Source organism: Pseudomonas sp. FeN3W (assembly GCA_030263805.2).
Taxonomy (GTDB): Bacteria; Pseudomonadota; Gammaproteobacteria; order Pseudomonadales; family Pseudomonadaceae; genus Stutzerimonas; species Stutzerimonas stutzeri_G.
The window spans coordinates 2,280,210-2,293,832 of record CP136010.1; the positions used below are offsets into that span (position 1 = coordinate 2,280,210).

14 protein-coding genes are annotated in these 13,623 nt (G+C 65.6%); 2 read left to right on the plus strand and 12 right to left on the minus strand.

Features of this window, described 5'->3' with window-relative positions; genetic code table 11:
- The first annotated feature begins 79 nt into the window (after positions 1-79).
- Positions 80-2,218, plus strand: coding sequence for an EAL domain-containing protein (locus tag P5704_010880; protein ID WOF80929.1), 2,139 nt, complete (start codon positions 80-82; stop codon positions 2,216-2,218).
- On the opposite strand, the gene P5704_010885 is transcribed toward P5704_010880, so the two are convergent.
- From P5704_010885 to P5704_010905, 5 genes are read right to left on the minus strand one after another with little or no spacing between them, the layout of a single operon-like run.
- The gene (locus P5704_010885) at positions 2,193-2,648 is read right to left on the minus strand and encodes a YaiI/YqxD family protein (protein WOF81210.1); all 456 of its coding nucleotides are present in this window, start codon (positions 2,646-2,648) and stop codon (positions 2,193-2,195) included. The genes P5704_010880 and P5704_010885 overlap by 26 nt on opposite strands.
- A 14-nt stretch (positions 2,649-2,662) precedes the next feature.
- Positions 2,663-3,295: a LysE family transporter gene (locus P5704_010890; protein WOF80930.1), complete on the minus strand. Its 633-nt coding sequence runs from the start codon at positions 3,293-3,295 to the stop codon at positions 2,663-2,665.
- Positions 3,296-3,341: 46 nt separating this feature from the next.
- Positions 3,342-4,103, minus strand: coding sequence for a TerC family protein (locus tag P5704_010895; GenBank protein WOF80931.1), 762 nt, complete (start codon positions 4,101-4,103; stop codon positions 3,342-3,344).
- Between the two features lie 8 nt (positions 4,104-4,111).
- Complete coding sequence (locus P5704_010900) at positions 4,112-4,693, minus strand: mechanosensitive ion channel family protein (GenBank protein WOF80932.1); 582 nt, start codon at positions 4,691-4,693, stop codon at positions 4,112-4,114.
- A complete protein-coding gene (locus P5704_010905; protein WOF80933.1) occupies positions 4,690-6,600 on the minus strand; it encodes an ATP-binding cassette domain-containing protein in 1,911 nt (636 codons plus the stop codon). The genes P5704_010900 and P5704_010905 overlap by 4 nt, the downstream gene beginning before the upstream one ends.
- A gap of 69 nt (positions 6,601-6,669) precedes the next feature.
- Here P5704_010905 and P5704_010910 point away from each other — a divergent pair, with 69 nt between their 5' ends.
- Complete coding sequence (locus P5704_010910) at positions 6,670-7,146, plus strand: TIGR02444 family protein (GenBank protein ID WOF80934.1); 477 nt, start codon at positions 6,670-6,672, stop codon at positions 7,144-7,146.
- Here the strand turns inward: P5704_010910 and P5704_010915 are convergent.
- The 7 genes from P5704_010915 to hemC all read right to left on the minus strand — a co-directional run bounded on the left by P5704_010915 (position 7,122) and on the right by hemC (position 13,507).
- Positions 7,122-7,964 (minus strand): AlgP family protein, encoded by an 843-nt coding sequence (locus tag P5704_010915; protein WOF80935.1) that lies wholly within the window; start codon positions 7,962-7,964, stop codon positions 7,122-7,124. The genes P5704_010910 and P5704_010915 overlap by 25 nt on opposite strands.
- A gap of 102 nt (positions 7,965-8,066) precedes the next feature.
- Positions 8,067-8,534, minus strand: coding sequence for an Rsd/AlgQ family anti-sigma factor (locus tag P5704_010920; GenBank protein ID WOF80936.1), 468 nt, complete (start codon positions 8,532-8,534; stop codon positions 8,067-8,069).
- Positions 8,535-8,793: 259 nt separating this feature from the next.
- A complete protein-coding gene (locus tag P5704_010925; GenBank protein ID WOF80937.1) occupies positions 8,794-9,285 on the minus strand; it encodes a disulfide bond formation protein B in 492 nt (163 codons plus the stop codon).
- Positions 9,286-9,392: 107 nt separating this feature from the next.
- Complete coding sequence (locus tag P5704_010930; GenBank protein WOF80938.1) at positions 9,393-10,613, minus strand: heme biosynthesis HemY N-terminal domain-containing protein; 1,221 nt, start codon at positions 10,611-10,613, stop codon at positions 9,393-9,395.
- Positions 10,610-11,785 (minus strand): uroporphyrinogen-III C-methyltransferase, encoded by a 1,176-nt coding sequence (locus P5704_010935; protein ID WOF80939.1) that lies wholly within the window; start codon positions 11,783-11,785, stop codon positions 10,610-10,612. Before P5704_010935 ends, P5704_010930 begins: the two co-directional genes overlap by 4 nt.
- A 16-nt stretch (positions 11,786-11,801) precedes the next feature.
- Positions 11,802-12,572: a uroporphyrinogen-III synthase gene (locus P5704_010940; protein WOF80940.1), complete on the minus strand. Its 771-nt coding sequence runs from the start codon at positions 12,570-12,572 to the stop codon at positions 11,802-11,804.
- Positions 12,569-13,507 (minus strand): hydroxymethylbilane synthase, encoded by a 939-nt coding sequence (gene hemC / locus P5704_010945; protein ID WOF80941.1) that lies wholly within the window; start codon positions 13,505-13,507, stop codon positions 12,569-12,571. The genes P5704_010940 and hemC overlap by 4 nt, the downstream gene beginning before the upstream one ends.
- Positions 13,508-13,623 lie beyond the last annotated feature (116 nt).

The window sequence follows — 13,623 nt, forward strand, 5'->3', positions numbered from 1 at the left end:
CTCGTACACTCCGGCCCAAGATGGCCATGAGCCACTATCTCCACGAGGCAGGACGCCCGAACTGTTCGAGTGCCGCCGCGTGTCCAGACTCCTGTTTTCCGAGCTTCCCGCCGACCAGATCGCTCTGCTTGGCCACAGTCACGACCCGCTGCTGGTCGTTCTTTCCTACCTGGTCGCCAGCGCGGCGGCGTTCACCGCCTTGGCGCTGGCCAAGCGGGTCAGCCGCAGCGGCAGCCCGCGCGGTCGCGAATTGTGGCGTTGGGTCGGTGCGTTCGCCCTGGGCGGCGGCATCTGGTCGATGCATTTCATCGGCATGCTGGCCTTCAGCGCACCGCTGGACATCAGCTACGACCATCGCATTACCCTGCTTTCGCTGCTGATCGCCATAGCCGTGTCCTATGTGGTGATGCATCTGCTCGGCCGCGATCGCCTCAGCATTCCGCAGTACGCGATGGCCGGAACGGCCGCCGGCATCGGCATTGCCGCCATGCACTACACCGGAATGGCGGCGATCCGCTCGCTGGCCACGCTCTACTACGCACCGCTGGCCTTCGCCGCCTCGGTGCTGATCGCCATCGGCGCCTCGATCGCCGCGCTGGTGCTGGGGTTTCACTTCCGCGCCAGCCAGAGCCGGCATCAGCACTGGCAGCGCCTGCTCTGCAGCCTGTTGATGGGTGCGGCGATCGTTTCGATGCACTACACCGGCATGCATGCGCTGACCTTGGCAGTCCCCGCCCACATGCTGGAGCACACCGCCCCATTCGGCAGTCACGGCGGCCAGCATGCCGTCCTCGCCTCGGCAATCGGTCTGGTCGCCCTGCTGGTAATCGTCACCGGCATCGCCGCCAGCTGGGCCGAACAGCGCTTCAGCGAGCAACGCCAGGCACTCGACCAGGCCGAGCACCAGCTCAACGCGATGACCCATTACGACCCGCTGACCAATCTGTTCAACGGCCGCGCCTTCACCGAGATGGTCACCCAGGTCCTGGCCGCGCGCGAGGAACGCCAGGCGCTGGCCGTGCTGGTGGTGGACCTGGACAACTTTAAGCGGATCAACGACAGCCTCGGTCACCGCAGCGGCGACCTGGCATTGCAGCAGGCGGCGCATCGAATCCGCGCGGTACTCGGACAGCACGATATGCTGGCGCGCTTCTCCGGCGACGAGTTCTGCGTCTTGACGCTCGGCCAGTGGGAGCATGCCCAGGCGCTCGCCAACCACATCCTCGAACAGCTGCGCCCGCCCTTCACCCTCGGCGACACTCAGCTGCACCTGACCGCCAGCATCGGTATCAGCCAGTACCCCGAAGACGGGCTCAGCTTCGACGCGCTGTTCCGCCACGCTGGCCTCGCGGTAGGCCAGTGCAAGGCCAGTGGTCGCAACCGCAGCCTGCGCTTCAACCCGGCGCTCGAACTGCGCGCCCAGGAAGATCTGTCGCTGGAACAAGACCTGCGCCGAGCGCTGAACGAAAACCTGCTCAGCGTGAACTATCAGCCCATCGTCGACGGTCGCAGCGGCGAGCCGGTGAGCCTCGAAGCGCTGGTGCGCTGGCAGCATCCGCAGCAGGGTTTCATAAGCCCCGAGCGCTTTGTCGGGCTGGCCGAGCAGCACGGTTTCGTCGCCGAACTGGACGCCTGGGTCGCGCGTCGCGCCTGTGTCGACCTGGTCACCTTGCTCGATGAGGGCTACGACCTGCGGGTCGCGGTCAATTGCTCGGCGCTCAACCTGTCAAATCCACAGATGCCGGAGGTCGTGGCGCACATTCTTGAACGCACCGGCCTCGACCCGGCGCGACTGACCGTGGAAGTCACCGAGAATGCGCTGATGAACAGCCTTGGCGCGGCGGTGCGCTCCCTCAATGCCGTCCGCGAACTCGGGGTGAAGGTTTCCATCGATGACTTCGGCAGCGGCTATTCCTCGCTGGCCTACCTGCGCAAGCTGCCGGTGAACACCCTGAAGGTCGACCGCGCCTTCGTTCAGGAAATCGCCGAGCAGGCCAATGACCGTGCCATCACCGCAGCGATCATCGCCATGGCGCACAAGCTCGGCCTCAGGGTAGTGGCGGAAGGTGTCGAGGAGGAGGTGCAACTGGCCTATCTACGCGAGAACGGCTGCGATTACATCCAGGGCTACTACTACAGCCGCCCGCTGCCACTGACGGAGCTGCGCGGCTGGCTGGCCGCGCGGCGGACCCTCAGCGCGGCCGCGACAACCGCGTGAGCAGGCGGTCCAGGGCGTTGGCGAAGGCCTGACGGTCACGCTCGCTGTAGGCCGCCTGACCGCCGCCCATCTGGCCCTGATCGCGTAGATCGGTGAACAGGTTGCGCACCGCCAGCCGCTCGCCCATGTTGCGCTCGTCGAACTCGCGACCGCGCGGGTCGAGCGCCGCGACACCCTTCTTCACCAGTCGATCGGCCAGCGGAACGTCACTGCAGACCACCAGGTCACCCGGAACGGCGTGCTCGACCAGGTAGTCGTCGGCGGCATCCGGCCCGCTCGGCACCACGATCAGCCGCACGCAGGCGAACGCCGGCTTGACCTGGCTCTGCCCGGCAACCAGCAGCACCTCGAACCGGCGTTTGAGGGCGAACTTGATCACCTGGTCCTTGGCCGCGCGTGGACAGGCATCGGCATCGATCCACACGCGCATGGCGGTCGCCTCGCTCATGCCGCCGCGCGCCTGACCGTCGCCAGCAGCGCCGCCGCGCCGGCGAACATGGCGGCGAAACTGCGATTGACCAGGCGCTGCTGACGCGGCGTGCGCAACAGCCGCAGCACTTTCGCCGCCAGCCCGGTGTAGCCGGCCATGACGATCAGATCGACCACCACCATGGTCGCGGCCATCTCGCTGTATTGCAGCAGCAACGGCCGTTGCGGATCGAGAAACTGCGGCAGCACGGCGAGGATGAAGACGATCGCCTTGGGGTTGCTGGCGTTGACCACAAACCCACGCAACATCAGGCTCAGCGGCCTGCCGATGGGCCGCGGGGCGGCGGAATCGTCCAGCGCCTCGGGCTGCGCCTGCCACTGCTTCCAGGCCAACCAGAGCAGATAACCGACGCCAAACCACTTGATCAGGCTGAATGCCAGCTCCGAGGTGGCCAGCACCGCGCCGACGCCGGCCGCGACCACGGCGATCTGCAGTACCAGGGCCAGCTGCAGGCCAATGGCATTCCAGTAGCCGCGCCAGAAACCGTACTGCAGGCCGCAGGACATCGACGCGATGGCGCCGGCGCCCGGCGAGAGACTGATCACCCAACAGGCAACGAAGAACGCGAGCCAGGTTTCCAGGGACATACTGATTACCTCCATTCAACGAGCGCCGGCCGCCCGGCGCTTCGGTTCAGTCCGGTGAGCCCTTGCCCAGCTTTACCGGGTCCTTGAGCTTGCGCTTCATGGCCTTGCGCATGCGGATGTTCAGCGCCTCGACGCCCAGCGAGAACGCCATGGCGAAGTAGACGTAGCCCTTGGGCACATGCACGTCGAAGGCTTCGGCGATCAGCAGCGTACCGACGACGATGAGGAACGACAGGGCGAGAATCTTCAGTGTCGGGTGCTTGTCGATGAACTCGCTGATGGTGCCGGCGGCCAGCATCATCACCAGCACCGCGATGACGATCGCCGCGACCATCACCGGCACATTCTGCACCAGGCCAACGGCCGTGATCACCGAGTCCAGCGAGAAGATGATATCGATCACCGCGATCTGCAGGATGATGCCGATGAAACCCGCCTTCACCGCGCCGCTGCCAGCAGCCTGCTCCTCTTCCTCGCCTTCGACGCTGTGCCAGATCTCCATGGTGCTCTTGAACAGGAGGAACAGGCCTCCGAAGAACAGGATCAGGTCGCGCCCGGAAACGCCCTCGCCCAGCACCGTGAACAGATCGCTGGTCAGACGCATCACCCAGGCGATGGATAGCAACAGCAGAATCCGCGTGCCCATGGCCAGCGCCAGGCCGAAGAAGCGCGCCTTCGGCTGCTGCTCCTTGGGCAGCCGGCTGACCAGAATCGAAATGAAGATGATGTTGTCGATGCCGAGGACGATTTCCAAGGCGGTCAGGGTCAGAAAGGCGACCCATATCTCAGGGTTGCTGAGCCATTCCATGAGGGTTCTTACTCGTTGGGGTTACGGTTATAGAGTTGCACTTCGCTGCCACGCCAACGGCGTACGGCCTTCTGGAAGAACAGGCTGTTGGGCACCTGCACGATGGCGCCGGTGCCGGCTTCGGCCACCTCTTCCAATGTGGTGTAGACCAGATTGATGTCGATGACCCGGCCCTTGACGATCGGCTTGTCGAACGCCTCGACGATTTCCACCACATCACCCAGCCGGAACGGGCCGACGGTGAGGATCAGCACCGCACAGAGCAGGTTGGACAGCACGCTCCAGATCGCGAAGAAGGCGATGGCCGCCACCGCGACGAAACCGGAGATGGCTGTCCACAGTACCGTGGCGGAAACGCCGAAGCGTTCCAACACCATGATCAGCGCGCCGCCGATGATGAACCAGCGGATGCCGCCGCGCACCGGAATCAGCAACTCCGGCGGCAGCGGATAACGTGACGACAACCGAGTCAGCCCACGGGCGACCAGACGTTGCAGCACATAGGCCACCAGCAGAATCAACAGCACCTGCAGGCCGAGCATCCACTGCAGGCGCCATTCTTCGACCAATGTCAGCCAGGGCTCGCTCATGCGCTGGCCTCCAGTTGCGCCTGCAGGCTCTCCAGTATTTCCAGCGCCTCCAGCCAGGCTTCCTCCAGCTCACCTTCGCGAACCTTCAGCTCGGCCTGCTTGGCCAGCAGCTGGCGCAGCTCATCCTTGCGCGCCGCTTCGTAAAGCGCGCTGTCGCCCAGGCGCGTTTCGAGCTCGGTCAGCTTTTCGTGCACCGTCGCCAGGTCCTTCTCCAGCTTGTCCGCCTGACGCTTGTGCGGCGCCAACTGCTGGCGCAGGGCGGCAGCGGCCTGACGCTGGGCGCGCTTGTCGGTCTTGTCCGCTGCAGGCTCGCCGCTTGCCACGGGTTGCTGCCGCGCCCGGTAATCCACCAGCCAGCACGCGTAGTCTTCGAGATCGCCATCGAAGCTCTGCACCTGGCCGTCGGCGACCAACAGGAACTCGTCGGTGGTGCTCTTGAGCAGATGACGGTCGTGGGATACGACCAGTACCGCACCTTCGAAATCCTGCAGGGCCAGGGTCAACGCCAGGCGCATTTCCAGGTCGAGGTGGTTGGTCGGTTCGTCGAGCAGCAACAGGTTGGGCTTGCCCCAGGCGATCAGCGCCAGGGCCAGGCGCGCTTTCTCGCCGCCGGAAAAATTCAGCACCGGCTCGTCGCAGCGAGCGCCGCGGAAATCGAAGCCGCCGAGGAAATCACGCAGCGTCTGCTCGCGCTCGGCTGGAGCGATGCGCTGCAGGTGCAGCAAGGGGCTGGCCTTGGGATCGAGCGAATCCAGCTGATGCTGGGCGAAATAGCCGACCGCCAGGTTCTCGCCGCGCTGCAAGCGGCCGGCCAGCGGGGGCAGTTCGGCGGAGAGCGTCTTGATCAGCGTTGACTTGCCGGCACCGTTCGGCCCCAGCAAACCAATACGCGCGCCGGGCACCAGCTGCAGCTTGACCTTGTCCAGCACCACCTTTTCGCCGTAGCCGAGGCGCCCTTCGGCAAGGTCCAGCAACGGGCTGGAAACCTTGTCCGCTTCACGGAAACGGAAGTCGAACGGCGAGTCCACGTGCGCCGGCGCCAGTTCTTCCAGACGTTCCAGCGCCTTGATCCGGCTCTGGGCCTGGCGTGCCTTGGTCGCCTGGGCCTTGAAGCGGCGGATATAGCTTTCCATGTGCGCGCGCTGCGCCTGCTGCTTCTCGAAGGCTTGCTGCTGTTGCGCCAGACGCTCGGCGCGGGTTCTCTCGAAGGCCGAGTAGCCGCCACGGTAGAGCGTCAGTTTGCGCTGTTCCAGATGGATGACGTGATCGACCACCGAGTCGAGGAAGTCGCGGTCGTGGGAAATCAGCAGCAGGGTGCCGGGGTAGCCCTTGAGCCAGTCCTCGAGCCAGAGGATCGCATCGAGATCCAGGTGGTTGGTCGGTTCATCCAGCAGCAACAGGTCGGACGGGCACATCAGTGCCTGGGCGAGGTTGAGACGCATGCGCCAGCCACCGGAGAAGCTGCTGACCGGCAGCGTCATCTGCTCGTTGGCAAAGCCCAGCCCGGCGAGCAGCTTGCGCGCGCGGGCGTCGGCGCTGTAGCCGTCGACGTTGTCCAATTCGGTGTGCAGACGCGCCAGTGCGTTGCCATCGTGTGCCTGCTCGGCGGCGGCAAGCTCGCGCTGAATGCGCCGCAGCTCGACGTCGCCATCGAGCACATAGTCCACGGCCAGGCGATCGAGGGTATCGATCTCCTGGCGCATGTGCGCGATGCGCCAGTCCGGCGGCAATTGGCAATCGCCGCCGTCGGGCACCAGCTCGCCACGCAGCAGCGCGAAGAGGGTGGATTTGCCAGCGCCATTGGCGCCGATCAGGCCGGCCTTCTGGCCGGGGTGCAGGGTCAGCTCGGCGCCGTCCAGCAATCGCTGAGGGCCACGCTGTAGAGTGAGGTTCTGGAGTCGGATCATAATGCCGGCAAGTTTATCAGTTCGCCTGGAAAGCCAGCCGGGCCACCCGCAAAAAAAGGCGTACCACTTATGCCCAACCCGGATCTCTGGACGTTCGCCCTGCACTGCTACGCACGAGAGGGGGTCGAGACTGCCTGTCTGGACCTACAGAGTCAGGGGGCGGATGTCTGTGTGCTGATCTGCGCGGCCTGGCTGGAGGCACGCGGGGTCGCATGCAATCAAGAGCGGATGCGTGCGCTGGAGGAAGTCGCCGCGCCCTGGCGACGCAGGGTGGTGGAGCCACTGCGCGAACTGCGCCAGGCGTGGCGCTCGCCGGCTGAACAGGACGATGCGCTGCGAGAACTGCGCGAAGCGCTCAAGATGCTGGAACTGCAAGCCGAGCGCTACCTGCTGGAACGGCTGCAGATGGCGAGCCGCGAATGGAGCGCAAGCGCTGGCGCCAATCAGTGGTTGAGCGCTGTTGCGCCGAAAGGTAGTTGCCGCGCTGCGCTGGAAACACTGCGCAACGCGGCCTATCAGACTCAGCTGGAGCTGGCAGGTGTCTGAGTCGCGCTGCGCTTGGCTGCAGGCTTGCGAGCAGCAGGCTTTTTCGCCGCGGGCCTGGCTGTCGCAGGCTTGGCCGCCGTCTCAGGCGGGGCGGGTACGGCGCTGTCTGCGGATTGCGCGGCCGCAGCGGGTTTGGCCGCAGTGGCCGAGCGGGCGCGAGCCGGTGCCTTGGCCGTTGCGGGGCGTTGAGCTGCAGGCTTGGCCGCAGCGCCGCCAGCTGATGTCTTCGCTGCTGTCTTGGTCGGTGCTTTCGCCGGAGTCTTGGCTGGCGTTTTAGCGGCCGGCGTTGTCGCTGCCTTGGTGGTCGGTGCTTTGACGGATGCTGCTGCCGATTTGGCTGCGGTCGGGGTGGCCTTGCTGGCCGGCTTGCGCGGCGCCGGACGAGAGGCTGCGGCGGACTTGACGGTAGTCGCCTGCTGCTGGCTGCGCAAGGCCTTGTCAGCGTCATCGGCGACCTTCCGGATACCCTGAGCCAGCTTCAGGCTCTGCTCGGCATCGCGCTTGAGGTCGGCCAGGTAGGTCAGGGTTTCGCTCTGCCGGCTCTGCAGCAATGCGAGCGATTCTTCCAGCTCGCCGAGCCGGGAGCGCGCTTTGGTCTGCGCCTTGGTTTTGCCCGTGCTGCCGGCCTCGTCAAGCTTGGCGCGCGCCTTGGTCAACTTGTCCTGCGCCTTGCCACGCTGCTTTTGCAGCTTGGCGAGCGCACTTTCGGCATCCTTGATCGCCTGGCTGCAGGCCTTGTCCAGATGCTCGATGAGACTGTGCGAAAGCTGCTGCAACAGATGTAGCGGAGTGGTGACCGACTTCTTCTTCGCGGGCATGGAAGTGCCTCCTGGCGGGAACGATGCCCCCATACTAGACGGCCCGCCAGGAGGCCGCCAGTGGACACGAAGCGCCACACTCGCCGCAGCGGATGGAAGATCTCAGGCCGGAGCAGCCGCCTGCTTGTGCGCGGTATGCAGCACCTCGATCAGGCAGTCTTCCAGCTCGAACCGCTCATGCAACAGCTGGCCGAGCGTCTTGAGCTCGTCGGCCAAACCCGGGCTACCCAGGCAATCGCCCTTCTCGCAACGATCGTTGAAGCCCAGCGAGGCCTGGGTGATGGTTTCGATACGCGGATAGATCTGCTTGGCCAGTTCGATGGCGCGAGCATCACCGAAGGCTTCGGCCTCGGCGAGCAGTTGTTCGTAGATCTCGAAGTGGCCGGCAGAGACGTAGTCGACCAGATATTCGCAGAATCGCTGCAGGGCCTGGCGAGCGGCGGCATCGTCACGCTCGGTATGCAGCCCGTCGTATGCATTGATCAGCGCGTGGCGCTCGTTCAACCAACGGTCGATCAGCAGATGTACACCACCCCAGCGTTCCTGGGCATTCCGACAGCTCTCGAGCATGATGACCTCACTTCCCTAATCGATATTGCTTTACGCCATTCCGAGACGTTTTTGTCTTTCGGTATCGGCCTTTGGGTGAGTGACGGTGACAAGTGGCAAGAATCCGTCACCGCACGAGCAGACTATGCCGCGCTGCTCGATGCATCAAGCAAAATGCCGACGAATCTTGCGAGCGCAACGGCACCGGGTGGATGCCGCACGTCGAGAAGAAGACCGCACAAGCGTGACGGGAGTTCGCCAGGGGAAGGTAAAGATCGGCTCAGTCGCGGCGCAGCAGCTGCCATACGCAGACGATGGCCATGCCGATGAAGCCCAGCAGGCTCCACTCGGGGATGCTCAGGCCGAGCATGGTCCAGCTCACCTCGGCGCACTCGGCGGTACCGTGCAGCACCAGCCGCGCGATCTCCTGGAACGGCAGCGCCTCCATCATGTATTCCAGGCTTGGCAGGCAGCTCGGCAGCTGATCGGCCGGCACGCTCTGCAACCAGATCTGGCGAATCGCCGTGGCCGCGCCGGCCACCACGAAGAGCAAGGCGAAACCGGAGTAGACACGTCTTCCTGTTTTCGCCGGCCCGTGAATCGCCGCCGCCAGACAGATCAAGCCGAAGCCGATGACGCAGATGCGCTGGACAATGCACAGTGGGCAAGGTGCAAGCCCCATCACATGCTCCATGTAGAGCGCGATGGCGATCAGCAGGGCGCTGCCCAGAAAAGCGAGAGCGAATAGGGAACGAGGGCTGGCCAGGCGCATGATGGCTCCACTAGCTGGAAAAGTTCGCTACGGTAGTGGAAACGTCGATAGGCTTACAAGCCGCGCGATAGCGTCAGGCCCGCCACATGGCGGACCTGACTAACCGATCACAAGGTGGCCGGGAGGTTGCGATCGAGCAGAACCACGCCCTGCTGAAACAGCCGGTTGCTGCTTTCGGTATCACCCAGCTGAGCCAGCAACCGCGCCAGCTCGGCACAGGTTTCCGGACGGTGATCGAAGCGCAGACTCGCCTCCAGGTAATCACGCGCCTTGCCCCACAGCTCGTTGCGCAGGCTGATCCGCCCCAGCGCCAGCAGCAGCACCGGGTTCTGCGGATGATCCTTGAGCCAGCCCTCGGCATGCGCGAGCTGGCGCGCCGGATCGCGACCCTGCACCCTTCCATAGCGCTCGACCAGGCGATCATCGAACTGGCGTTTGATCGCCGCGTAGAGCACCTCTTCGGCCTTCGCCTGGGCGCCGAGACGAGCGAGCCCGTCAGCATAGGCACGCACCACCAATGGCTCGCCGCGCAGCGCGCTGGGCACGGTCTGCCAGCGCTGGTTCAACGCTTCGAGACTGGTCTCGGCAGCCAGTTCGGACGGCTGACCGGCCTGCTCCACCGCAGCAGTCCAGGCCAGCACTTCCAACTCGTTCAGGCGTGCCGGTGGCAGCACGCGGTGCTTGCGCAGCTCCGGCAGCAACCGGCACAGCGCCGACCAGTCCTCCAGCTGCACATAGAGTTGCTGGAGCAAGGTTAGAACGTAAGGGTGACGTGGGTGATCGTTCTGCAGCTCACCGAGCGATGCGCGCGCCTCGACATACTGGCCGCGGGCGATCTGCAGCTGCGCCTGCGTCAGGCCTATCGCCAGCGCCGCCTCGGGCTCGCGCTCGCGCGCCTTCTGCAACAGCTCGTCGCTCTGCGCATATTCACCCAGCTCGTTGGCCGCGCGCGCAGCGCCCAGGTAATGCACCAGCGGCTGCTGATCCTTTTCTGCCGCCAGCTGCAGGTGACCCAGCGCCGGTGCCCACTGGCCCTCGGCAAGCTCGCGCAACCCACGGCGAGAGGCCTTTTCCACCCGCCGGGCGCGATGCCGGCGCGACCAGGGGTTTACCAGCGCCCCCGAGACCTGCAGCAGCCCGAGCAACCAGTGCACCGCCATGGCCACCAGCCAGAGGCAGGCGACGAGGGCGAGGAATACCCAGAAGCTGGATTCGTAACGGAACTGGTCGTAGGTGATCAGCACGTAGCCGGCACTCTGACTGATCGCCCAGCCGAGAAAGCCCGCGATCGCCAGCAGAAGGATGAATACAAGGGCCAGACGTTTCATGTGCGCTGAGCCTCCTGCGCCTCATTCTCCGCCTCGGGCTGAGCCGGCGATGCCGGCGCTTGCGCCCCATCGCCGCGCTCACGCTTCTGCACGTAGCCCTGTAGCGCCTGCAATGCTGGCGCAAGATCAGGCAGGGTCACCTCCACCTCGCGCTGCGACAGCTCATCGAGACGCTTGCGCAGGCCACTCGCCTGGCCGTTATCCTCGCTGAAGTGATCCTTGAGCACCGAGCTGGCCTGCCCCAGCGACTGCCGATAGACCTCGGCATTGCCATTGAGCACCGCCCACTGGGCCTGCTCGATGGCCAGCGAAAGGGCGAGTCGCACCTGCCCCAGGGTCTGCCCGGCGAGCAGCGGCTTGACGTCGCCACTGGCATCGAACTCCACCCGCACATAGCGCGTCAGCTCGCTCAGCCAGCGTTGCCAGCGACTGTCCTGCGCGCTTTCCGGCTGCGCCGCGCCATTGACGAATTCCGGTGCCAGCGCGCTGAGCTGAGCGGTCTGCCCGCGCAAGGCGCCGAGCTGCAGGAACAACCCGGTGCGATCGAGCTCCGGCAGACTGCGCAGGGCCTCGAGCCCCTCCAGCAGCTTCTGCCGCGTACTGTAGGCGCCGGGGTCGTCCTGCTTCTGCAGGATCAGGTCGGCTTCGTGCACCAGCATTTCGGCGCTTTTCACATCCTGCATGGCCGACAGCTGCAACATCGCCATGCGCAGCAGATGTTCGGCTTCGGCCAGGCGCCACTCCTCGCGACTGGCACCGAGCACCTGCTCGACACGCCCGGAAAGGCGCTGTTGATCGCTCTGCAATGTCGCCAGCAAGCGCCGCCGCTCCTCCAGTTCGCTGGCCGAAGGCAGTTGCTCCAGACGACCGAGACGTGCCGCCAGCTCACGCTCACGCTCGGCCAGCTGGCGGGTCTTCTCATCGGCGCTCTGCAAGGCTTCGAGCTGACGATCCTCGTTGGCGCCGAGCTGCTGCAGCTGCCAGACGCCATAACCGCCAAGCGCCACACCGCCCAAACCGACCAGCAAGGCCAGCGCCGCAAGAGACTTCCCGCCACCGCTGGAAGCCGGCCTGGACGGGGAAGGCTTGGCGGGTTTGACGGGATCGACGGCGGGGGTCGGCTCACTGGCGGGGGGTTGCAGCGGGTCTTTCTTGGAGTCTGCTTCGCTCACGTTTCCATCCTTTGCTTCAGGAGGCGGTCACCGCGGTTTCCCGCAACGCCGCCAGCAAGGCCGCGACGCTTGCGCCGCGGCAATCCACAATTCGTTTGGCGCCCAACTGCCGAGCCATCTCCGCTACCCGCGGGCTGGGTACGAACAAGGGTAGCTCAAGCATTTCGGGCCAGGTATCGGCCGCCAGCTCACGCAGCGACAGCAAACCCTGCCCACTGCTGACCACCAGGCCGTTGAGCCGTTCCGAGCGGAGCGTGGCGGCGAGTGTTCCGGCGGGGTAATCGGGCAGGTAGCGCCGGTACAGTTCGAGGATATCCACCTGCACCCCGCGTGCGCGCAATGTCTCGGCGAGCAGCTCGCGGCCGCCCTCACCGCGCAGGATCAGCACCTTCGGATCGGACCTTGCCAATGCCTCGCCGAGCCGCGGCAGCGCCAGCAGCGCCTCGCTGTCGTCGCCGCGCTCCGGCCAGCTGGCGTCCAGCCCGTAGTCGGCGAGTATTGCGCCGGTGGCGGCACCGACGCTGAACCAGGCCTGGGCGAACGGCGGCTGCGGCCAGTAGCGGTCGAGCAGCTCGAGGCCCAGCCGGGCCGCGGGCTTGCTGACCACGATGACCGCGCAGTAGCGATCCAGCTCGAGAATCGTCGCACGCTGCTCGGCAGTTTCCGGCAGCGGCTCGATCGCCAGCAGCGGCAGACTGGCACTGTGAATTCCGGCTTCAGCCAATGCTGCCGCAACCGCGCCGCACTCCTCGGCTGGCCGGGTCAGCAGCAGACGCCAGCCGGTCACGCGTGACCAGCCTCGCCGTAAACTGCCTGGAGAATCTGCTCCGCGCCCTGATCCAGCAGCGCTTCAGCTACCTGCACACCCAGCGCTTCGGCATCGGCGGCCGGCGCACGGCCCTCGGCGCGCAGCAGCACGGTGCCGTCCGGCTGGCCGACCAATCCGCGCAACCACAGCTGCTCGCCTTCGAGCACCGCGTAACAGGCGATCGGCACCTGGCAGCCGCCGTTCAAGCGCTTGTTCAAGGCGCGCTCGGCGACGACGCGAGTCGCGGTCGGCACGTGGTTCAGGCATTCCAGCAGCGCGTGCAGTTCGCTATCAGTGGTACGGCATTCGATGCCGACCGCGCCCTGGCCGCCGGCCGGCAGGCTCTCGTCGACGCCGATGCTGGAACGGATGCGCTCGCCGAAACCAAGGCGGATCAGCCCGGCGGCGGCGAGGATGATGGCGTCGTATTCGCCGGCATCGAGCTTGGCCAGACGGGTGTTGACGTTGCCGCGCAGGAACTGGATTTTCAGGTCCGGCCGGCGTGCCAGCAGCTGGGCCTGACGGCGCAGCGACGAGGTGCCGACTACGCTGCCGGGCGGCAGCGCATCGAGGTCGTCGAAACGGTTGGAGACAAAGGCATCGCGCGGGTCTTCGCGCTCGCAGATGCAGTACAGACCCAGCCCTTCGGGAAACTCCATCGGCACGTCCTTCATGGAATGCACGGCGATATCCGCCTCGTTCTCCATCAGCGCCGTTTCCAGCTCCTTGACGAACAGGCCCTTGCCGCCGATTTTCGCCAGCGGCGCGTCAAGCAGCTTGTCGCCGCGGCTGACCATCGGCACCAGGCTGACCTTCAGCCCCGGGTGCGACGCCTCCAGGCGCGCCTTGACGTATTCGGCCTGCCACAGGGCCAGGGCACTCTTGCGGGTGGCGATGCGAATTTCGCGAGACATGGACAATTCCAGAACAGTGAATTGCCGGCGATGATAACAGGCCGGACAACCAGCCTGGGTTGGCCGGAATCAAGTAAAGCGCGCTGTCATGCCACCACGCCGGAGCCCGCCAGCCG

Excerpts from the sequence above, each read along its gene's own strand:
- P5704_010885 (WOF81210.1), bottom strand. The coding sequence starts at position 2,648 with ATGCGCGTGTGGATCGATGCCGATGCCTGTCCACGCGCGGCCAAGGAC.
- hemC (WOF80941.1), bottom strand. The coding sequence starts at position 13,507 with ATGTCTCGCGAAATTCGCATCGCCACCCGCAAGAGTGCCCTGGCCCTG.
- P5704_010905 (WOF80933.1), bottom strand. The coding sequence starts at position 6,600 with ATGATCCGACTCCAGAACCTCACTCTACAGCGTGGCCCTCAGCGATTG.
- P5704_010920 (WOF80936.1), bottom strand. The coding sequence starts at position 8,534 with ATGCTCGAGAGCTGTCGGAATGCCCAGGAACGCTGGGGTGGTGTACAT.
- P5704_010910 (WOF80934.1), top strand. The coding sequence starts at position 6,670 with ATGCCCAACCCGGATCTCTGGACGTTCGCCCTGCACTGCTACGCACGA.
- P5704_010895 (WOF80931.1), bottom strand. The coding sequence starts at position 4,103 with ATGGAATGGCTCAGCAACCCTGAGATATGGGTCGCCTTTCTGACCCTG.
- P5704_010890 (WOF80930.1), bottom strand. The coding sequence starts at position 3,295 with ATGTCCCTGGAAACCTGGCTCGCGTTCTTCGTTGCCTGTTGGGTGATC.
- P5704_010915 (WOF80935.1), bottom strand. The coding sequence starts at position 7,964 with ATGCCCGCGAAGAAGAAGTCGGTCACCACTCCGCTACATCTGTTGCAG.
- P5704_010925 (WOF80937.1), bottom strand. The coding sequence starts at position 9,285 with ATGCGCCTGGCCAGCCCTCGTTCCCTATTCGCTCTCGCTTTTCTGGGC.
- P5704_010930 (WOF80938.1), bottom strand. The coding sequence starts at position 10,613 with ATGAAACGTCTGGCCCTTGTATTCATCCTTCTGCTGGCGATCGCGGGC.
- P5704_010900 (WOF80932.1), bottom strand. The coding sequence starts at position 4,693 with ATGAGCGAGCCCTGGCTGACATTGGTCGAAGAATGGCGCCTGCAGTGG.